Source organism: Archangium primigenium, from assembly GCF_016904885.1.
Taxonomy (GTDB): Bacteria; Myxococcota; Myxococcia; order Myxococcales; family Myxococcaceae; genus Cystobacter; species Cystobacter primigenius.
This window is the reverse complement of the sequence record NZ_JADWYI010000001.1, coordinates 154,315-172,399: the sequence shown is the minus strand read 5'-3', so window position 1 is coordinate 172,399 and position 18,085 is coordinate 154,315. Positions and strand designations below refer to the sequence as shown.

Sequence of the window (18,085 nt, the reverse complement as noted above, 5' to 3'; positions counted from 1 at the left end):
GAGCTCCTCTCGCCCCCAGGAGGGGGCCGAGCCGCCGTCCAATCCCCCAGAGGAGTGCTCGTATGCGCCCGTTCCGTCAGCCACTCGTGGCCGCCACCCTGGCCTTGTCCCTGGCCGCCTGTGGTCCGCAGGAGTCCAAGGAAACCGCTGCTCCCGCCGCCGTCGAGGACGCGCGCACGCCCGCGCAGATCGAGGCCCAGCGCACGCCGTACGAGCTGGACGCGGCGTTCGCCCGCGCGGGACAGGACTTCGGGGTGCCGGCGGACCTGCTCAAGGCCATCGCCCACGCCGAGACGCGCTTCGAGATGATCCAGGGCCACGAGGAGTTCCCCGGCATGCCGGCGGCCTCGGGCCTGATGGCGCTGCGCGGGGAGAACCTGGTGGAGGGCGCGCGTCTGGCGGGCGTGAGCGTGGAGCAGGCGCGCACCGAGCCCGAGGCGAACATCCGGGCGGCCGCGGCGCTGCTGGGCTCGTGGGCGCAGGCCGAGGGCATCGCGCGTGAGGACGTGGGCGCGTGGGCGCCGGTGGTGGTGAAGCTCAGCGGCATCTCGAACCCCGAGGCCCAGGCGCAGTACGTGCACCGCAGCGTGTACGGGGTGATGCGCGAGGGCGTGGTGGCCCAGACGCCGGCCGGTGACGTGGCGGTGTCGCTGATGCCCAGCGCGGTGCAGGCGAAGTTCGCCTCGCCGAGCGTGCACGCCATGGCGGCGGGCCCGGACTACGCGGCGTCCATCTGGCGCGCCTCGCCCAACTACAACGCCCGCCCCACGGGCTCGGGCGGCGGCGTGCAGATGGTGGTCATCCACACCTGCGAGGGCACCTACTCGAGCTGCTGGAGCTGGCTGACCAACACGGCCTCGGGCGTGAGCGCGCACTACGTGGTGAACGAGAGCGGCTCGGAGATCTCCCAGCTGGTGCGCGAGGCGAGCCGCGGCTGGCACGTGGGCGCCACGTACGACCCGAGCCTCAACGGCGGGGCGGAGGCCGGGCTCAAGGGCACGTCGGTGAACAACTTCTCGGTGGGCATCGAGCACGGCGGCTCGGCGAGCCAGTCGAGCTTCCCGTCGGGGCAGATCGAGGCCTCGGCCAAGCTCACCTGCAACATCACCAAGGACAACGGCGTCCCCGTCGACAGCTACCACATCGTGGCGCACGGCAAGCTGCAGCCCGCGAGCCGCACGGACCCGGGCGCCAACTGGCCCTGGAGCTCCTACCTCTCCAAGGTGAAGGGCTACTGCGGCTCGGGCGGCACCACGCCTCCGCCGTCCACGGGCGGCCTCATCATCGACAGCAACAACAGCAACAACGACACGGCGCAGGGCTACATCGAGGTGTCGGCCAACTGGGTGTCGGCCACCTCGACGCCGGGCTACTACGGCTCGGGCTACTTCTTCGCCAACACGGCGCCGGTGTCGGACGCGGCGACGTTCTACGTGTACGCGGCCAGCGCGGGCACCAAGACGATCGACGCCTGGTGGACGGCGGGCACCAACCGCTCGGCCGCGGCGCCCTTCGTGTTCTTCAACGCCTCGGGCACCAAGGTGGGTGACTTCAAGGTGAACCAGCAGGCCAACGGCGGCACCTGGAACACCGTGGGCTCCTTCCCCGTCACCGCGGGCTGGAACAAGGTGCAGGTGAGCCGCTGGGCCGCGGACGGCTACGTCGTCATCGCGGACGCCATCCGCGTGCGGTAGTGGTGGGGCGTGATGACGCGTGAGCAGCGGAAGGGTCGGGGACGGGGAGGCGCGCGGCGATGGGCCGTGTGCGCCCTGGCCCTGGCCGGGTGCAGGGCGGGCGGGTGTGGTGCCTCCACGGGCCCCCTGTCCGAGTCGGAGCGCCGAGGGCTGCCCGGCGTCATCGCGTTCGTGTCGGAGCGGGCGCCCCAGAAGGATGTCTGGCTGGTGCGGCCCGCCACGGGCGAGCAGACCCAGCTCACGCGGGGCCCGGAGGACGAGTACCCCGCCGCGCCGTCTCCGGACGGCTCGGCGCTGTTGGTGGTGGCCGCGTCGGACACCCAGGGGCAGCACGTGGAGCAGCTGCGGCTGGTGCCCTTGGGCGGCGGCGCTCCGGTGGACGTGACGGCGCCGCGGGGCCGGGCGCGCAACCCGAGCTGGTCCCCGGACGGCGGCTGGTTCGTGGCCGAGTCGGACGCGGAGGGCTTCAGCGACGTGGTGCGGCAGGCGCCGCGCGCGGGCGCGGAGGTGGCGCGGCTGGCCACGGCGCGCGAGGGCAACTTCGAGCCGAGCGTGTCCCCGGACGGCACCCAGGTGGCGTTCGTGTCCAGCCGCGAGGGCGACCCGGAAGTCTTCGTGATGAAGGCGGATGGCTCGGACGTGCGCCGGCTGACCACCTTCCACAAGGAGGACATGGCGCCCCAGTGGAGCCCGGATGGCCAGTGGTTGTCCTTCCTGAGCGACCGCGAGGGCCGGGTGCGGCTGTTCGTGCTCAAGCCGGACGGCACGACGCTGCGCGCGGTGTCCGGGAGCGGCAAGCTCGGCGAGGAGCGCGAGCCCGCGTGGAGCCCGGACGGGCGCAAGCTCGTCTTCGTGGCGCCCTCGCCGGGCACCAAGGCGCGCATCTGGGTGGCGGACGTGGCGGCGGGCGGCGAGCCCGTGGCGCTCACGGACGGCAAGGCCGTGGATGACCAGCCGGCGTGGAGCCCGGACGGCAAGCACCTGGTGTTCGTCTCGGACCGGCTCGGGGACGTGGAGCTGTTCCTGATGCGCGCGGATGGCAGCGGCCAGACCCGGCTCACCGCGTCGCCGGGCGCGGACTGGCTGCCGCGCTGGTTCGTGCCCCGGGGCGGCTAGGGCGCCGCCGGGTCCGCCGGGTAGAAGGTGACGATGAGCGCCGAGCCCTGGCTGGCGCCCACGTTGCGCGTCAGGTAGGCCTTCTCGCCCTTCACCGCGAGCCCGAACACGTCCGGCGCTCCTCCCGAGTGCACGTAGACGAAGAGGCCCGTCTCGCTCGTGAGCTTCTGGTTGGCGCCCTGGAAGTCCGCGCTGGGGTAGTAGATGTGGGCGGTGACGTCGTTGTTCTCGCCCACCACCCGCACGCCCGCGCGCGGGGCGCCCTTGGCGTCCACCACGCGGCCGAGCAGGAAGCCCGCGTCCTTCAAGGTCCCCGCCGCGCCGCCCGTCTGGGCGCGGATGGCCTGCTCGCCCACCGCGCGCGTGAGCGCGTCATGGAAGGCATTGGGCAGGGCCCACACGCGCGTGTCCACCAGGTCCAGCGTGGGCCGCGTGCGCGTGAAGACGGTGTCGAAGAGGATGGTGGAGCTGGGCACGAAGCCCTCGTGCTCCACGCGCGCGGCCAGGCTCAGGTGGATGCCCTTGACGGCCACGTCCGGCACGGTGAAGCCGCCCCCGGCCTCCACCCGGCCCTGGCCGAGCACCGCGTGCGCGTCATTGACGCCCACGCCCAGGGGCTCCTCCAGCGTGAGGCCGAAGCCGTCGAGCGCGGGGGCCGCCTGGCCCTGGGTCGCGAGCAGGCGCGTGGCCTCGGGGAACACCTCGGCGCGGCCGGAGACGGTGATGGTCGGATTGTCCGGATCGATCGCCGTGCCCGAGCCGTCGGACTCCGGCTCCAACCCGGGGCCGCACGCGGCCGGGGCGAGTCCCAGGAGCACACAACAGAAGAAGACATTCGGACGTTTCATGGCTGAGAGCCAAGCTCTCCATGCCCTGGCGCGTTGGCAATCCACCCCAGGGGTCCGCACTGTCCTGGGGTGGACGTCCCGCGCGGACTAGCGGCCGGAGCGCGGGCCGCGGTCGCTGCTCCGGGGGGCCCGCTCGCCGCCGCCCCGGGAGGAGCCGCCGCGGTCACCGCCCCGGTCGCCTCCCCGGTCACCGCCGCGGGACGGAGGCGAGGAGACACCCCCACCACTCTGGCCCCCGCCACTCTGGCCCCAGCCGCCGCCCTGGCCCGGCGCCGGGGACGACGAGCCGCGGTCCGGACGGCGTCCGGGCGGGTCCGTGTTGGGGTTGCCCGGGGTGCTCGGGGGCGGGGTGACGGGGCCACCGCCACCGCCCGGAGGCGAGGAGGGCGGGGGATTGGTGTTGCCGCCCCAGCCGCCGCCCGGAGGCCGCGTGCCGGTGCCCGTGCCCGGAGGCGGCGAGCCCCAGCCGCCCGAGTCATGGCCCGGGGACGGACGCGGCTCGCCCGCGCCGGGGGGCGGACGGTTCACGGGGCCCTGGCCCCAGCCACCGTCGTTGGGCCGGTCGCTCGGACGCGAGGGGGGCGGACGGTAGCCGCCGCCGTCGTTGGGCCGGTCGTTGGGCCGCGAGGGGGGCGGGGTGTAGCCGCCACCCCGGGGCGGGGGCGCGGGCCGGGAGTCGTGGGAGTCCCAGTCCCGATCCCGGGGCCGCGACGGGGGCGGGGTGTAGTTGCTCGGCCGGGGCGCGGGCCGGTAGTTGTTGTAGACGTACACCGAGCGGCCGCGGTCCCAGTTGTACGTGCTGCCCGCGTAGGTGCGCGGGAAGTAGTCGTGGTGGTGCCGACCGTTGAGGTAGCACGTGTCGCCGCTCGCCCCCGGGTGGTAGTCGTAGTACCAGACCTGGCGCGGGCCCCGGTACACGTACACCGAGTTGGAGTAGTTGTACGTGGTGACGTCCACGGGCAGGTAGTCGTGCACGTGATCGTAGGACAGCGTGCACCAACCCCCGTAGGAGTCGGGGTGCTCGCCCATGTAGCGGTACTCGTAGGTGCTCACCGCGTAGGAGGCGGGGCGGTGGTGGGCGTGGACGACACAGCCCGAACCCATGAGCAGGGCGGTCGGCAGGGCGAGGACGAGCAGGGGACGCATGAGGTTCTCCACGGCTGGCGGCGGACCCGCCCGGCACGATTTCATCGAGTCAACGTGCACTGGGACGCGCTCCGGGCGGGGAAATTCAACCCGGGCGCAGAGGACTCAGTGCACCACGCGGTCCGCGGCGCCAGGGCGCGGGGTGTACAGCTTGCCCAGGCACGCGAGGATGTGCTCGCGGTACTCGCTCACCTCGCGCAGGCCGCACACCATCCACCGGCCGGCGATGACGAGCGTGGGCACGCCGCGCACGCCCCGGCTCGACGCCAGCTCGTGCTCCTCGAGGATGAGCTTGCGCGTGTCCTCCGAGTGGTACGCCACCGAGAAGGGGCCCATGTCCAGGCCCGCGCGGCTGGCCAGCTCGAAGATGACGTCCGTGCGCGTCACGTTGATGCCCTGCTCCAGCGCCGCGCGCTGCATCATCCGCGCGAGCTGCGTGCGCGCCGAGGGGCTCTGCAGCCGCGCGGCCTCCAAGGCCGCCAGGGCGGGGATGCTCGAGCGCGGCGCGTCGCCTCCGCGCCACAGCTCCGTCGTGAGCAGCCGCGCCGCGGGCTCCGGCTCCTCCTGCGCCCGCTGCACCTCCTGACTCAGGCCGCGCAGCTCCTTCTCCGTGGGCCGCTTGTCGTGCACGCGCAGCGGGTAGGGCCTCACGCGCCAGCGGATGATGTCGCCGAACTCATGCTTGAGGGTCTCCAGCCGCAGGTCGGCCAGGTAGCACCAGGAGCACAACACATCCTGGTAGACGGTGATTTGCAGGGGTTTGGGGGCGGGCTTCATGGGCGAGGGCGCCCAGACTACGAAGGCCGCGCTCCACTTGCCAATCCCCCCGGTCGGGCCGCTCCGTGCCCATTCCCAGGAGGGCCAGGCATGGGGCTTGGCCGCCCGCCTGCCTTCGTGCGCCTTTACAAAGCCGTGGGCCATGCCCTGTCTACAGCGTGGGCCGGGCGGTGGCGGGCGGCGCGCCGCGCTCGGACAACAGCAGCGCGTGGTCGATCATCCCGCCCGCGATGTCCTTCTTCGTCGCCTTCTCCAGGCCCTCGAAGCCGGGGCTGGAGTTGAGCTCCATGAGGCGCGGGCCCCGGTGGCCCTCCAGCATGTCCACGCCGGCGATCTCCAGGCCGAGCAGCCGCGCGGCCTTCACCGCCACCTCGGTGTACGCGTCCGGCAGGTCCACCGGCGTGCCCTCGCCCCCGCGGTGCAGGTTGGAGCGGAACTCGCCCTTCTTGGCCCGCCGCCGCATGGCGCCCACCACCCGGTCCCCCACCACCAGCGCGCGCACGTCCCGGCCCTTGCTCTCGGCCACGAACTCCTGGAGCACCACCTCCTGCCCCAGGTCCCAGAAGGTGTTGACGATGGTCTGCACCTCCTGGAGGGAGTGGGCGATCATCACCCCCACGCCCTGGGTGCCGCGCAACAGCTTGATGATGATGGGCAGCCCGCCCACCTCCCGCACGAGCGTGCGGACATTGCCGCGATCATGCGCCATCACCGAGCGGGGCACGTCCATGCCCGCGCGGCACAGGAGCTGGAGCGCCCGGAGCTTGTCGCGGCTCTGCGAGATGGCCGCGGCGCTGTTGAGCACCGGCACCCCCATCATCTCGAAGTGGTGCACCACCGCCAGCCCGTAGCCGGTGATGGACGCGCCGATGCGCGGAATCACCACGTCCACGCCCTTGATGTCCACGCCCCGGTAGAGCATGCGCGGCTGGCTCGGGGCGAGCACCATGGTGCAGCGCAGGGTGTCGAGCACCAGGGGCCGCTCTCCGCGCTGCTTGATGGCCTCCACCAGCCGGCGCGTGGAGTACAGCGAGCGCTTGCGCGAGAGGATGACCACGGTCTTCTTGGCCCTCGGGCGGCGCGGGGGCGGCTCGGCCGGGGCCCGGGGCTGCGCCGCGTGTATCGGGGCCGGACCGGGTTCCCGGACGGACGCCTTCTTGGTCGATACCTTCTTGGCGGGCATGGGGGGGCGGGACCCTACCACGGCCCGCTCCGGGCCGCGTCCGTGGTGTTTGCTATCATCCATCTCGCATGCCCACTCCCCCTCCCCACCCGGATGACATCCTCACCAATCCGGGAGACGACGGGCTCGACTCCGTCGTCCTCCCCGAGGCGGGGGCCGCGGGCTCGAACACGCAGGTGTTGGTGCTCCAACCCAGCGCCACGCTCAAGCTGCGCCGCTGCCGCCTGCAGGTGACGGCCGGGCCCCACGAGGGCCGCGCGCTCGTGTCCGACAAGGAACGGCTGCGCTGCGGGGCCCACGCCTCCAACGACCTGGTGCTCGCCGAGGACCGCGCCGTCAGCCGCCACCACTTCGAGATCCTCGCCACCGAGCGGGGCTGGCTGCTCGTGGACCTCAACTCCACCAACGGCACCTACCTGGAGGGCCGGCGCGTCGAGCGCGCCTACCTGTCGCCGGGCACCCAGGTGCGCGCGGGCTCCTCGGTCCTGACGTTCGCGCCCATCGACGAGGAGGTGGTGCTCGAGCCCGACGGCGAGGGGGAGCTCGGGGGCCTGGTGGGCCAGAGCGTGCGCATGCGCCAGGTGTTCGCGCTCATCAAGAAGATCGCCCCCATGGACGTGTCCGTCATCGTCGGCGGCGAGACGGGCACGGGCAAGGAGCTGGTGGCGCGCGCCATCCACGAGCACAGCGGCCGGGGCAAGGGCCCCCTGGTGGTGCTCGACTGCGGCGCCATCCCGCCCGAGCTCATCGAGAGCGAGCTGTTCGGCCACGAGAAGGGCGCCTTCACCGGGGCCCTGACGGCGCGCCCGGGCGCCTTCGAGCGCGCCCACGGGGGCACCATCTTCCTGGACGAGCTGGGCGAGCTGCGGCTGGACCTGCAGCCCAAGCTCTTGCGCGTGTTGGAGAACCGCGAGGTGCGGCGCGTGGGCGGCAACGACGTGCTGGAGGTGGACTGCCGCGTCATCGCCGCCACCAACCGCGACCTGGTCAAGGAGATCGCCGCGGGCAACTTCCGCGAGGACCTCTTCTTCCGCCTGTCCGTCATCCACCTGCAACTTCCCCCCTTGCGCGAGCGGTGCGAGGACATCCCCCTCATCCTCAAGCGCGCCCTGGCCGACCCCGAGGTGCTCGCCCGCCACGGCAAGAAGCGCATCTCCCCCGAGGCCCAGGCCCTGCTCACCGCCTACCCCTGGCCGGGCAACGTGCGCGAGCTGATGAACGTGCTCTCGCACGTGCTCGCCTTCAGCGAGGGCGAGGAGGTGCTCCCCCAGCACCTGCCCGCGCGCGTCCAGGGCCAGGCGCGCGAGCTGCCCCTGCCCTTCAACGAGCACCTGTCCTTCAAGGACGCCAAGGAGCAGCTGCTGGAGAACTTCGAGCGCGAGTACGTCAACCGCGTGCTCTCGCGCTGCGAGGGGAACCTGTCGCGCGCGGCCCGGGAGAGCGGCCTGCACCGCAAGTCCATCGAGCGGCTGGTGAAGAAGTATCAGCTGGACGCCAAGGGCATGAAGCCCCGGTGAGCCGCCGGGCGGGGCCCATTGAAGCCCCGGTGGGGGCCATGCTACGCGCCCAGGCATGAGTGACCCGGCGGCGCCCCCCCAGGACTACAAGGACTCGGTCAACCTTCCCAAGACGGACTTCCCCATGAAGGGCAACCTCGCCCAGCTCGAGCCGCGCATGCTCGAGCGGTGGGGGGACCGGGACATCTGGGCCAAGATGCTGCGGCGGCGCGTGGGCGCCCCGCCCTTCGTCATCGCGGACGGCCCCCCGTACGCCAACGGCCACCTGCACGCGGGCCACGCGCTCAACAAGGTCCTTAAGGACATCGTCGTGAAGTACCGCGGCCTCGCCGGCCACCAGGTGGACTTCATCCCCGGCTGGGACACGCACGGGCTGCCCATCGAGCAGGCCGTGGAGAAGCGGCTCAAGGACAAGAAGATCGACAAGCGCACCCTGGACCGGGACACCTTCCTGGAGCAGTGCCGCGCCTACGCCCTGGAGTTCGTGGAGATCCAGCGCGCCGAGTTCAAGCGCCTGGGCGTGCTCGGTGACTGGGACAACCCCTACCGCACCCTGGACTTCCCCTACGAGGCCCAGGAGATCCGCGAGCTGGCCACCTTCGCCCGGCGCGGCATGCTCTACCGGCGCAAGAAGCCCGTGTACTTCTGCCTCACCGACCAGACGGCGCTCGCCGAGGCCGAGGTGGAGTACGAGGAGCACGAGAGCCCGTCCGTCTACGTGGCCTTCCCGGCTGGCCCCGAGCTCGCCGAGCGCGTGCCCGCCCTGAAGGGCCAGACCGTCTCCTTCGTCATCTGGACCACCACGCCCTGGACGCTGCCGGCCAACCTCGCCATCGCGGTCAACGCCGACTACGAGTACGTCTTCTACGCCCTGGGCGAGCGCGTCATCTGCGTGGCCAAGGACCTGCTGCCCAAGGTGCTCGCCGAGGTGAAGGCGGACGAGCTCCAGGTGAAGACGGTGAAGGTGCCGGGCGGAGAAGTCGCCGCCGCGGCCCTGGTGGACCCCGAGCGCATCATCGCCTACGCGCGCGGCGACGAGCTGGAGGGCTGCACCTACCAGCACGTCTTCTACCCGCGCACGGGGAAGATCCTCCTGGGCGAGCACGTCACCCTGGATGCCGGTACGGGCCTGGTGCACACCGCGCCGGGCCACGGCCAGGAGGACTACGAGGTGGGCCTGAAGTACGGGCTCGACATCTACAACCCCGTGCGCCACGACGGCCGCTACGACGACAGCGTGGGCGAGGGGCTCGCGGGCAAGAAGGTCTTCGAGGCCAACCCGCTCGTCATCGACCGGCTCGTCGAGCGCGGCGTGCTGCTCAACGCCCGCACGGACACCGTGGCCCACAGCTACCCGCACTGCTGGCGCTGCCACCACCCCGTCATCCTGAGCGCCACCTACCAGTGGTTCATCCCGCTCGACCAGCCGCTCACCCAGGGCCGCACGTTCCGCGAGCGCGTGCTCGACGAGGTGGACCGCGTACAGTGGGTGCCCGGCTGGGGCCAGAGCCGCATCCGGGGCATGCTCGAGACGCGTCCGGACTGGTGCATCAGCCGTCAGCGCACCTGGGGCGTGCCCATCCCCATCGCCTACTGCGCGGGCTGCGAGGACGCCGTCATCTCCCCCGAGCTGATGGAGAAGGTGGCCGCGGCCGTGGAGAAGGAGGGCGCGGGCGTGTGGTACCGCACCCCGGTGAAGGACTTCCTGCCCCCGGGCCACGTGTGCGGCAAGTGCGGCGGGGCGGAGTTCCGCCGCGAGACGGACATCCTGGACGTGTGGTTCGACTCGGCGTGCATGTTCAGCGCCGTGCTGGACCGGCGCCAGCGCATCCCCGCGGACCTGTTCCTCGAGGGCAGCGATCAGCACCGCGGCTGGTTCCACTCCTCCATCCTCGTGTCCGTGGGCACGCGCGACGTGTCGCCCTACAAGGCCTGCCTCACCCACGGCTTCGTGGTGGATGGCCAGGGCGAGAAGATGTCCAAGAGCAAGGGCAACGTGGTGGCCCCGGACAAGATCATCCAGCAGTACGGCGCCGAGGTGCTGCGCCTGTGGGTGGCCAGCAGCGACTACCGCAACGACGTGCGCCTGTCGGATCAGATCCTCAAGGGCCTGAGCGAGGGCTACCGGAAGATCCGCAACACCCTGCGCTACGCGCTGAGCAACCTGTACGACTTCGACCCGGTGAAGGACGCGGTGGCCCCGGAGGCCTTGCCCGCGCTGGACCAGTGGGCGCGTGGCCGGCTCGCGGAGGTGGTGACGCGCGTGAAGCGGGCCTACGAGGCCTACGAGTTCCACCTCGTGTACGCCACGGTGGTGGACTTCTGCGCGGGCGACCTGTCGGCGGTGTACTTCGACATCCTCAAGGACCGGCTCTACACGTCGCGCGCCTCGGGGCCGGCCCGACGCGCCGCCCAGACGGTGCTGTACGAGGTGGCCTCGGTGCTCCTGCGGGTGCTCTCCCCCATCATGAGCTTCACCGCCGAGGAGGCCTGGCAGTACCTGCCCGGGGACAAGACCGAGAGCATCTTCCTCACCGACTTCCCCGAGCCCGGCGTGCAGCCCGACCCGGCCCTGGCCGAGCGCTACACGAAGCTCTTCGCGGTGCGCTCGGCGGTGCAGGGCCTCTTGGAGGCCGCGCGGCGCGAGAAGATGATCGGCGCCTCGCTGGAGGCCCGCGTGGTGCTCTCCGCGCGCGGCGCGGCGCGCGACTTCCTCCAGGCCCACGCGGCGGAGCTGCCCGGCCTGCTCATCGTGAGCCAGGTGGACCTGGCGGACGCGGCGGGGGACAAGGCCCGGGCGCTCGACGTGACCCAGGCGCTGGGCGGCGACGTCTCCGCCGAGGTGCTGTCCGCCCGGGGTGCCAAGTGCCCCCGCTGCTGGACCTACGCGGAGGCGGTGGCCGAGGGCGCGCCTGTCTGCGGCAAGTGCCAGGACGCGCTCGCCTGAGCCGCCCGCCTCCCGGGGGGAGCTTGCCGGAAACTCGGGAAACGTTTAGGGTTTCCCGAGTTTCCGTCCCACTTCTTCCGAGGAGGCTCCCATGCAGCCCCAGTCCTTGCCGCCGGGTCCACGCTTCAAGCCCGTGCAGACGTGGCGGTTCTTGAGGGATCCCACCCGTTTCGGACTCGAGGCGCGGGCGCGGCACGGCGACCCCTTCACCGCGCCCTTGCCGGTGGGCCAGGTGGTGATGACGGGCAAGCCCGAGGGGCTCCGGGAAATTTTCAGCGCGGACCCCTCGGTGTTCGAGCCCCTGGGCGGCCTGCCGCTGGGGCCGGTGGTGGGGCCCCGGTCGATGCTGCTGCTCGGCGGCGCGCGGCACAAGCGGGAGCGCAAGCTGCTCATGCCCCCGTTCCATGGCGAGCGCATGCGCGCGTATGGGCAGACCCTGCGCGAGCTCGCCCTGCGCGCGGCGGCGGGCTTGCGTCCCGGCGAGGGCCTGCGCGCGCAGGACCTCACCCAGGACATCTCCCTTGAGGCCATCATCCAGATCGTCTTCGGGGTGCAGGAGCCCGCGCGCGTGCGGCGCTTCCGCGAGGAGATCGTGCCCGCCCTGGAGACGTACACGCCGCTCTTGATGATGGCCATTCCGCTGCGCCGCTCCTTCGGCGGGGTGGGGCCCTGGGCGCGCTTCCAGCACCACCTGGCGCGGGTGAATGCCCTGCTCCACGAGGAGATGACGAACCGGCGCGGGCACGAGGCGGGGCACACGGACATCCTCAGCCTGCTGCTGTCCGCGCGGGACGAGGACGGCCAGGGCATGACGGACGAGGAGCTGAGCGACGAGCTGCGCACGCTGCTGCTCGCCGGCCACGAGACCACGGCCATCGGCATGGCGTGGGCCCTCCACTACGTGCACCGCCAGCCGGAGACCCTGGCGCGCCTGCGCGAGGAGCTCGCGGCCCTGGGCCCCTCGCCCGAGCCGGAGGCGCTCGCCCGGCTGCCCTACCTGGGCGCGGTGTGCGACGAGGCGCTGCGCATCCACCCGGTGGTGCCGGTGGTGGGGCGCCGCACGCTCGCGCCCTTCACGCTGCTCGGGCGGGAGCTGCCCGTGGGCACCGCCGTCATGGCCTCCATCTGCCTGGCGCACGCGAGCCCGGAACTCTACCCCGAGCCGGAGCGCTTCCGGCCCGAGCGCTTCCTCGAGCGCAAGTACTCGCCGTTCGAGTACCTGCCCTTCGGAGGCGGGGCCCGGCGCTGCATCGGCGCGGCGTTCGCGCAGTACGAGATGCGGGTGGTGCTCGGCTCGTTGCTCGCCGCGCACCGCTTCTCCTCGCCGCCCCACGCCGCCGACGAGCGGCCCCAGCGCCGCAACGTCACCATCGGACCGCGGGGGGGCGCGCCCCTGGTCTACGAAGGCCCCGTGCCCGCATGACGGACGTGGAGGACGTGCGCGCCCGCATCCTGGACAAGGCCCGCGAGCTGTTGCTCACCCGGGGCTACTCCCAGATGACCATGGAGGCCCTGGGCGGCGAGCTGCGCATGAGCAAGAAGACGCTCTACCGGGTCTTCCCCAGCAAGGAGGCGCTGGGGGAGGCCGTCATCGCCGCGTACTTCGCCGACGTGGGCGAGGAGCTGGCGGGCCTGCGGCATCGCGAGGACCTGGACTTCGACGCGCGGCTGCGGCTGTACGTGAAGACGATCGCCGGGCACTACCACCGGGGGGCCCGGGCGCTCGAGGAGCTGCAGCGCGAGGCCCCCGCGCTCTGGAAGACGCTGCTGGAGGTGCGGCGGCGCGCGGTGCAGGACAACTTCGGCGCGCTGGTCACCCTGGGCGTGCGCGCGGGCGCCTTCCGCTCGGACGTGGAGCCGCGGCTGCTCTTGCGCATGATGCTCACCCTGGTGGACCAGCTCCTGCGGCCCGACGTCCAGGCGGAGCTGGACCTGTCCACCGAGCGCATCTTCACCCACATGATGGACGTCCTGCTGGACGGGCTGCGCACGGACCGCGCCACCGGTTAGCGGCCCGTCACGCTCCCGTCACGCCTGCTCCCGCATGGTGCGTCCACCGTCCCCGCACGGAGTGGGGCGGGCGTGGTCCATCTTGGGAGGTACATCATGAAGAGCTTCTGGACGAAGAAGGGGTCGATGGTCCTGGCGTTGGTGGTGGGGGTGATGTCGGGCGCGGCGACTGGCGCCGATCTGGCCCCGGCGGCTCCCCTGGAGCCATTGGTCGGCGTGACGTGTCCGACGCCCGCCCGGTGCCAGATGGCCAACCGGAGCTGCCAGGATCCGATTCGCGACCAGGCGGCGTGTGACACCTGGGCGCAGTGCATCGTGTGTTACGACCTGTGAGCGGCCCGCCTCCCCGGATCGGGCGTTACCCCGTCCGGGGCGGCAGCTTCGCGCGCAGGGTCTTGGGCGCCACCGTGAGCCAGGCCTCGCGGATGAGGTTGGCCACGGTGTCCCAGTGCTCGCCCCGGTCCAGCCGCACGCCGATCCAGCCGCGGTGCCCCACGTAGGGCGGCACGAAGAAGCGCTCGGGGTCCGAGCGCACCAGGTCCGCCTGGAGCCCGGGCGGCGCGGCGCACCATAGCGCCAGCCGCCCATCGTCGTGGTGGTGGTCCAGGAAGCTCACGAACGTCTTCTTGTCGCGGATGAAGAACGTGGGCGCGCCGTGGCTCGGCCGCTCCGTGGTCTCCGGCAGCGCGAGGCAGAGCGCCCGGACGCGCTCGAGCGCGGGGGTCACGCGCCGTCCACCGTGACGTCCAACCGGCTCATGGCGCGCATGAGCGGGTGGGGCTGGAACTCGGGCTTGTCCGCGAGCTTCATCGTGGGGAAGCGCCGCACGATCGTGCCGATGACGGTGTCCAACTGCATCCGGGCCACGGCGGCGCCCAGGCAGAAGTGCTGGCCGCCTCCGAAGGCGATGGTCTGGCTCACGTCGCGGCGGATGTCGAACCGGTCCGGCTCGGCGAAGACCTCGCCGTCGCGCAGCGCGGCGGGGATGTGCGGGATGACCATCTGGCCCTTGCGCAGCGCCACGCCCGCGAACTCCAGGGCCTCCTTGGCGAAGCGCGGCACCCCCGTCTTGCCGAACAGGTCGTAGCGCAGACACTCCTCGACGGCGTTGCGCAGCAGCGTGGGCTCGGCGCGCAGGAGCGCGAGCTGGTCCGGGTGCGTGAGCAGGGTGTGGAAGGCCCAGTTGGCCGCGTGCACCGTGGTGTCCGAGCCCGCGGCGATCATCGCCTGGACGATGGAGATGAGCTCGATCTCCGAGAGCTTGTGGCCCTCCTCCTGCGCGGCGATGAGCGTGCTGAGCAGATCATTCTCGAGCGGTTGGGCCCGGCGCGCCTCGATGACGCCCCGGAGCATGCCCAGCCAGCGCGGCATGGGCGCGATGAGCTCGAACATCCGCTCGGCGTTGTTGAAGAGGATGGAGCTGCGCACCACGGCGAGGCCGAACTCGCGGAAGTCCGCGCGCAGCTCCGTGGGAATCTTGAGCATGTCGCTGATGACGGTGATGGGCAGCGACTCGGTGATGGCGGTGAGGTTGAAGCGAGGCCCCCGCGCGTGGGTGTCGATGAGGTGGTCCACCGTGGCCTGCACCTCCCCGCGCATCCGCTCGGCGGCGCGGGGGGTGAAGGCGCCACTGACGAGCTTGCGCACCCGGAGGTGGTTCTCGTCCGACAGCGCGAACAGCCCGTGGTCGATGACCGCCTTGTACTCGGCGTGCTCGGCCGGCCAGCGCGCCTCCTGGGCGAACTCCCACTGCCGGTAGTCATTGGTGAAGCGGCGGTCGAAGACGAGCGCCCGCACGTCCGGGTGCCGGGTGAAGACCACGGCGTCGGCATGGGCGCGCCAGCGGTAGGCGGGCGCGTGCTCCCGGAGCCACTGGTAGGTGGGGTAGGGGTTCTGGATGTAGGCGGGGTCTTCCAGATCGAGGACGAAGTCGGGACCGAACGTGCGGTGCGGCTGGGACTGGGTGCTCATGGGCTGTCTCCGGGAGGGTGTGCCGCGGCGTCAGAGCCCCGCCCAGATGAAGTCCAGGGTGGGGAGGAAGTCGTTGCTGCGCACGCGCTGGCGCTCACTGTAGCCATCCGCGCCCACCGTGAGGCGGGTGGCGCCCTGGTCGGAGTTGGCCCACAACACTCCGAGCGTCACGCGGCTGTGACGGAAGACGGCCAGGTCCAGGCCCACGTGGGCGGTGGCGATGAGCGGGGAGACGGACGCGAGCGCGCCCACGTCCCGGCCCGACACGAAGAGGTCTCCCTGGGAGCCGGTGAGGTAGAGGTTCACCTCGCCGCGCAGGCGCAGGCGCCGGGTGAGGGCATGGTCGTAGGCGCCGCCCACGCGCGTGCACAGGCCGGTGAGGGGCGCGGCGAGCAGCACCTCCAGGGGCGCGTAGGTGTTGAGGGGCGCGGCGCTGTTGGGGCCGAGCTTCACCCGGAAGGCCGCGTCCGCCGTGACGGTCCACACCCCGCGCGGCGAGGCATCCCCGGAGAGCACGAGGCCCAGGCGGGGGATGAGCATCCAGCCGATGTCGTTGTCGCTCGTGGCCCACAGCGGGAAGAGGTAGCCCTTGGTCAGGCGCAGCCCGAAGGTGGGCAGGCTCAGACCGGCCTCGGCCGTCAGGCGCAGCGAGGAGCGCAGCAGCGCCACGCGGGCGTCCACGTTGGGCGCCACGAAGAAGGTGAGCGGGTGGGTCTCGAACTCCACGCCGTCCAGCGGGGAGAAGCGCAGGGGGTTGAACACGCCCACGCTCCACGAGCCCCGGGGGCCCACGTCCGCGGTATTCCGCGCGGGCAGGGTCTGCGCGGAGGCGAGGCCCGCGGTGAGCAGCACGGCCAGCAGCGCGGCCTTCATGGCAGCCTCCAGGTGCCCACCACGGGGGCGTGGTCGGACAGGCGCAGGGGGTCGGACTGGATGCCCATGTCGTTGGGTCTCTGGAGCACGCCCGTGTCTGTCCACGTCTCGCCCTTGCGCACGAAGAGGTAGTCGAGCGTGCGGTTCCAGTCGCCGGGCTCGCCCTGCTCGTTGACCACGTCCGGGCCGAGGGTGGAGTGCGTGAAGTAGCGCCGCTGGTTCTCCTCGCCCACGCCGTAGCGGCTCAGGGGGATGGAGGGCTCGAAGTCGTCGTAGTACTGCTTCATGACGCTGGGCGTGTAGGGCGGCTGCTCGAAGTCGGTGCCGATGCTGCTCGCGCGCTCGTCGAGGAAGCCGGACAGCTTGAGCTTGCCCTCGCAGGAGTCCGGCGTGCCGGGCGCCGCGCGCTCGTCGCACACCGGGGGCAGCTCGTTGAGGTCGCCTCCGAGCACCCAGGGCAGCGTCTCCGCGCGCACCACGTCGTGGATCTGCTGGATGTGCTGCTGCTTGGTGCCGTCCTGGTCATAGGCCTCGGTGTGCACCACGTAGGCGGCGAGCGTGCGGCCCTCGCCCACGTCCACCTCGACGCGGCCGATGCCGCGCTTGAGGTAGAAGGTCTCCGTGAGCGGATCCTGATCCGTGCGGTCCTTCTGGCGGATGCGCTCGGCGCGGGTGATGGGGTAGCGCGAGAGGATGGCGTTGCCCAGGTCCATGCGGCCCACGCCCTCGGAGGGCACGTAGCGCGCGTTCCACGTGGACATGTAGGCCCCGTAGCGCAGGTTCGTGTTCTCCAGGAGGTAGCGCACCTGGTCCACGTAGGCGCTGCGGCGCGAGTCGACCTCGATCTCCTCCAGCATGAGCAGGTCCGGGTCGTACTCGCGGATGAGCGCGGCCACGCGGGTGAGGCAGTCATCCACCTCGGTGGGCGTCATCTGCACGCGGTCGCCCCAGAAGTCGAACCAGAAGTCGATCCGGCACGCGCCGTACTTCACGTTCCACGTCATCACCTTGAGCGCGGTGGGACGGGGATTGGGCTCGGGGTGCGCCGCGTGGGCCTTGAAGCGCGGCACGTCCTCCCGGGTGTACTTCATGGGGTTGGCCACCCATTCGCAGCCAGCCAACAGGGGCAACAGGGACAGCAGGAGGAGGGGTCGTCTCATGGGGGGCGGGGATGTTACGCGAGAAGGGCTCGCGGAACGGTGCGTCATCGTCCCCGCCCCGGAGAGGGGCCCTTACTTCTTCTTCGCCTCGGCCTTCTTCTCGCCCGCCTTCTCGGTCAATGCCGCGATGACCTCACGCGCGGCGGCGGCGGACGAGGCGGGGTTCTGCCCGGTGACGAGCCGACCATCCCGCACCGCGAAGCTCTGCCACATCGGGCCGGACTCGTAGCGCGCGCCCAGCTCCCGGATGCGCGTCTCCAGGGCGAAGGGGACGACGGTGTCGAACTTGGCCGCCGTCTCCTCGGCGTTGCTGAAGGCCGCCACGCGCTTGCCCTTCACGAGCGGCTCGCCGTCCGGGCCCTTCACGCCCACCAGCGCCGCCGGGCCGTGGCACACCGCCGCCACCACCGAGCCCCGCGCGTAGCCCTTGGACAGGAGCGTGTGCACGGGCGCGGACGTGGCCAGGTCCCACATCACGCCGTGGCCGCCCACCACGAAGTAGGCGTCGTAGCGCTCCTTCACGTCGGAGATCTTCAGCGTCTGGGCGGCCTTCTTCTGGGCCGCGCCGTCCGCGAGGAAGGCCTTCGTGGCGTCGGTGGGCTCCTGCTGGCTGCGCGGGTCCACGGGGGCCTTGCCGCCCTCGGGCGAGGCGATGTCCACCTGGGCGCCCGCCTCGACGAAGGCCTCGTAGGGGGCGGCGAGCTCCTCCAGCCAGTAGCCGGTGGGCTCCCCGGTGTTGCCGAACTGCGAGTGGCTGGTGACGATGAGCAGGATCTTCATGGCGGCCAGGATCTTCATGGGTTTCTCCCTCGTGCCCCGGGGTGGGGCGCTGCGATGGACGAA

16 protein-coding genes are annotated in these 18,085 nt (G+C 71.9%); 7 read left to right on the top strand and 9 right to left on the bottom strand.

Annotated elements, in window-relative coordinates:
* The first annotated feature begins 62 nt into the window (after positions 1 to 62).
* A complete protein-coding gene (locus I3V78_RS00795; RefSeq protein ID WP_204484405.1) occupies positions 63 to 1,694 on the top strand; it encodes an N-acetylmuramoyl-L-alanine amidase in 1,632 nt (543 codons plus the stop codon).
* Positions 1,695 to 1,706: 12 nt separating this feature from the next.
* Positions 1,707 to 2,810, top strand: a complete 1,104-nt coding sequence (locus I3V78_RS00790; RefSeq protein WP_204484404.1) for a TolB family protein — start codon at positions 1,707 to 1,709, stop codon at positions 2,808 to 2,810.
* Here the strand turns inward: I3V78_RS00790 and I3V78_RS00785 are convergent.
* The 4 genes from I3V78_RS00785 to I3V78_RS00770 form a co-directional block, all read right to left on the bottom strand.
* Complete coding sequence (locus tag I3V78_RS00785; protein ID WP_204484403.1) at positions 2,807 to 3,658, bottom strand: carboxypeptidase regulatory-like domain-containing protein; 852 nt, start codon at positions 3,656 to 3,658, stop codon at positions 2,807 to 2,809. The two genes, I3V78_RS00790 and I3V78_RS00785, sit on opposite strands and share 4 nt — an antisense overlap.
* A gap of 87 nt (positions 3,659 to 3,745) precedes the next feature.
* On the bottom strand, positions 3,746 to 4,804 hold the full coding sequence (locus tag I3V78_RS39770; protein ID WP_275583468.1) for a hypothetical protein: 1,059 nt from the start codon (positions 4,802 to 4,804) through the stop codon (positions 3,746 to 3,748).
* 105 nt (positions 4,805 to 4,909) lie between these two features.
* Entirely contained in the window at positions 4,910 to 5,581 is a 672-nt protein-coding gene (locus I3V78_RS00775) for a DsbA family oxidoreductase (protein ID WP_204484402.1), read from the bottom strand.
* A 151-nt stretch (positions 5,582 to 5,732) separates the two neighbouring features.
* Positions 5,733 to 6,764, bottom strand: coding sequence for a RimK family alpha-L-glutamate ligase (locus I3V78_RS00770; RefSeq protein WP_204484401.1), 1,032 nt, complete (start codon positions 6,762 to 6,764; stop codon positions 5,733 to 5,735).
* A 68-nt stretch (positions 6,765 to 6,832) separates the two neighbouring features.
* Between I3V78_RS00770 and I3V78_RS00765 the strand changes: the two genes are divergently transcribed.
* From I3V78_RS00765 to I3V78_RS00745, 5 genes are all read left to right on the top strand, one after another.
* Entirely contained in the window at positions 6,833 to 8,281 is a 1,449-nt protein-coding gene (locus I3V78_RS00765; protein ID WP_204484400.1) for a sigma 54-interacting transcriptional regulator, read from the top strand.
* A gap of 55 nt (positions 8,282 to 8,336) precedes the next feature.
* The gene (gene ileS, locus I3V78_RS00760; RefSeq protein WP_204484399.1) at positions 8,337 to 11,228 is read left to right on the top strand and encodes an isoleucine--tRNA ligase; all 2,892 of its coding nucleotides are present in this window, start codon (positions 8,337 to 8,339) and stop codon (positions 11,226 to 11,228) included.
* Between the two features lie 91 nt (positions 11,229 to 11,319).
* On the top strand, positions 11,320 to 12,651 hold the full coding sequence (locus tag I3V78_RS00755; RefSeq protein WP_204484398.1) for a cytochrome P450: 1,332 nt from the start codon (positions 11,320 to 11,322) through the stop codon (positions 12,649 to 12,651).
* Complete coding sequence (locus tag I3V78_RS00750; RefSeq protein ID WP_204484397.1) at positions 12,648 to 13,238, top strand: TetR/AcrR family transcriptional regulator; 591 nt, start codon at positions 12,648 to 12,650, stop codon at positions 13,236 to 13,238. The genes I3V78_RS00755 and I3V78_RS00750 overlap by 4 nt, the downstream gene beginning before the upstream one ends.
* A 96-nt stretch (positions 13,239 to 13,334) precedes the next feature.
* Positions 13,335 to 13,571: a hypothetical protein gene (locus tag I3V78_RS00745; RefSeq protein ID WP_204484396.1), complete on the top strand. Its 237-nt coding sequence runs from the start codon at positions 13,335 to 13,337 to the stop codon at positions 13,569 to 13,571.
* A 25-nt stretch (positions 13,572 to 13,596) separates the two neighbouring features.
* Here I3V78_RS00745 and I3V78_RS00740 read toward each other — a convergent pair whose 3' ends face one another.
* The 5 genes from I3V78_RS00740 to I3V78_RS00720 form a co-directional block, all read right to left on the bottom strand.
* Entirely contained in the window at positions 13,597 to 13,965 is a 369-nt protein-coding gene (locus I3V78_RS00740) for an MmcQ/YjbR family DNA-binding protein (RefSeq protein WP_204484395.1), read from the bottom strand.
* Positions 13,962 to 15,209 carry a cytochrome P450 gene (locus tag I3V78_RS00735; protein ID WP_204484394.1) on the bottom strand — a complete coding sequence of 416 codons (1,248 nt, stop codon included), beginning with the start codon at positions 15,207 to 15,209 and terminating at the stop codon, positions 13,962 to 13,964. Before I3V78_RS00735 ends, I3V78_RS00740 begins: the two co-directional genes overlap by 4 nt.
* 30 nt (positions 15,210 to 15,239) lie before the next feature.
* Positions 15,240 to 16,082 (bottom strand): hypothetical protein, encoded by an 843-nt coding sequence (locus tag I3V78_RS00730; RefSeq protein WP_204484393.1) that lies wholly within the window; start codon positions 16,080 to 16,082, stop codon positions 15,240 to 15,242.
* The gene (locus tag I3V78_RS00725) at positions 16,079 to 17,242 is read right to left on the bottom strand and encodes an endonuclease/exonuclease/phosphatase family protein (protein WP_204484392.1); all 1,164 of its coding nucleotides are present in this window, start codon (positions 17,240 to 17,242) and stop codon (positions 16,079 to 16,081) included. The genes I3V78_RS00730 and I3V78_RS00725 overlap by 4 nt, the downstream gene beginning before the upstream one ends.
* Positions 17,243 to 17,314: 72 nt before the next feature.
* On the bottom strand, positions 17,315 to 18,040 hold the full coding sequence (locus I3V78_RS00720; protein WP_204484391.1) for a type 1 glutamine amidotransferase domain-containing protein: 726 nt from the start codon (positions 18,038 to 18,040) through the stop codon (positions 17,315 to 17,317).
* Between the last annotated feature and the right edge of the window lie 45 nt (positions 18,041 to 18,085).

Excerpts from the sequence above, each read along its gene's own strand:
- I3V78_RS00795 (WP_204484405.1), top strand. The coding sequence starts at position 63 with ATGCGCCCGTTCCGTCAGCCACTCGTGGCCGCCACCCTGGCCTTGTCC.
- I3V78_RS00790 (WP_204484404.1), top strand. The coding sequence starts at position 1,707 with ATGACGCGTGAGCAGCGGAAGGGTCGGGGACGGGGAGGCGCGCGGCGA.
- I3V78_RS00785 (WP_204484403.1), bottom strand. The coding sequence starts at position 3,658 with ATGAAACGTCCGAATGTCTTCTTCTGTTGTGTGCTCCTGGGACTCGCC.
- I3V78_RS39770 (WP_275583468.1), bottom strand. The coding sequence starts at position 4,804 with ATGCGTCCCCTGCTCGTCCTCGCCCTGCCGACCGCCCTGCTCATGGGT.
- I3V78_RS00775 (WP_204484402.1), bottom strand. The coding sequence starts at position 5,581 with ATGAAGCCCGCCCCCAAACCCCTGCAAATCACCGTCTACCAGGATGTG.
- I3V78_RS00770 (WP_204484401.1), bottom strand. The coding sequence starts at position 6,764 with ATGCCCGCCAAGAAGGTATCGACCAAGAAGGCGTCCGTCCGGGAACCC.
- I3V78_RS00765 (WP_204484400.1), top strand. The coding sequence starts at position 6,833 with ATGCCCACTCCCCCTCCCCACCCGGATGACATCCTCACCAATCCGGGA.
- ileS (WP_204484399.1), top strand. The coding sequence starts at position 8,337 with ATGAGTGACCCGGCGGCGCCCCCCCAGGACTACAAGGACTCGGTCAAC.
- I3V78_RS00755 (WP_204484398.1), top strand. The coding sequence starts at position 11,320 with ATGCAGCCCCAGTCCTTGCCGCCGGGTCCACGCTTCAAGCCCGTGCAG.
- I3V78_RS00750 (WP_204484397.1), top strand. The coding sequence starts at position 12,648 with ATGACGGACGTGGAGGACGTGCGCGCCCGCATCCTGGACAAGGCCCGC.
- I3V78_RS00745 (WP_204484396.1), top strand. The coding sequence starts at position 13,335 with ATGAAGAGCTTCTGGACGAAGAAGGGGTCGATGGTCCTGGCGTTGGTG.
- I3V78_RS00735 (WP_204484394.1), bottom strand. The coding sequence starts at position 15,209 with ATGAGCACCCAGTCCCAGCCGCACCGCACGTTCGGTCCCGACTTCGTC.
- I3V78_RS00730 (WP_204484393.1), bottom strand. The coding sequence starts at position 16,082 with ATGAAGGCCGCGCTGCTGGCCGTGCTGCTCACCGCGGGCCTCGCCTCC.
- I3V78_RS00725 (WP_204484392.1), bottom strand. The coding sequence starts at position 17,242 with ATGAGACGACCCCTCCTCCTGCTGTCCCTGTTGCCCCTGTTGGCTGGC.
- I3V78_RS00720 (WP_204484391.1), bottom strand. The coding sequence starts at position 18,040 with ATGAAGATCCTGGCCGCCATGAAGATCCTGCTCATCGTCACCAGCCAC.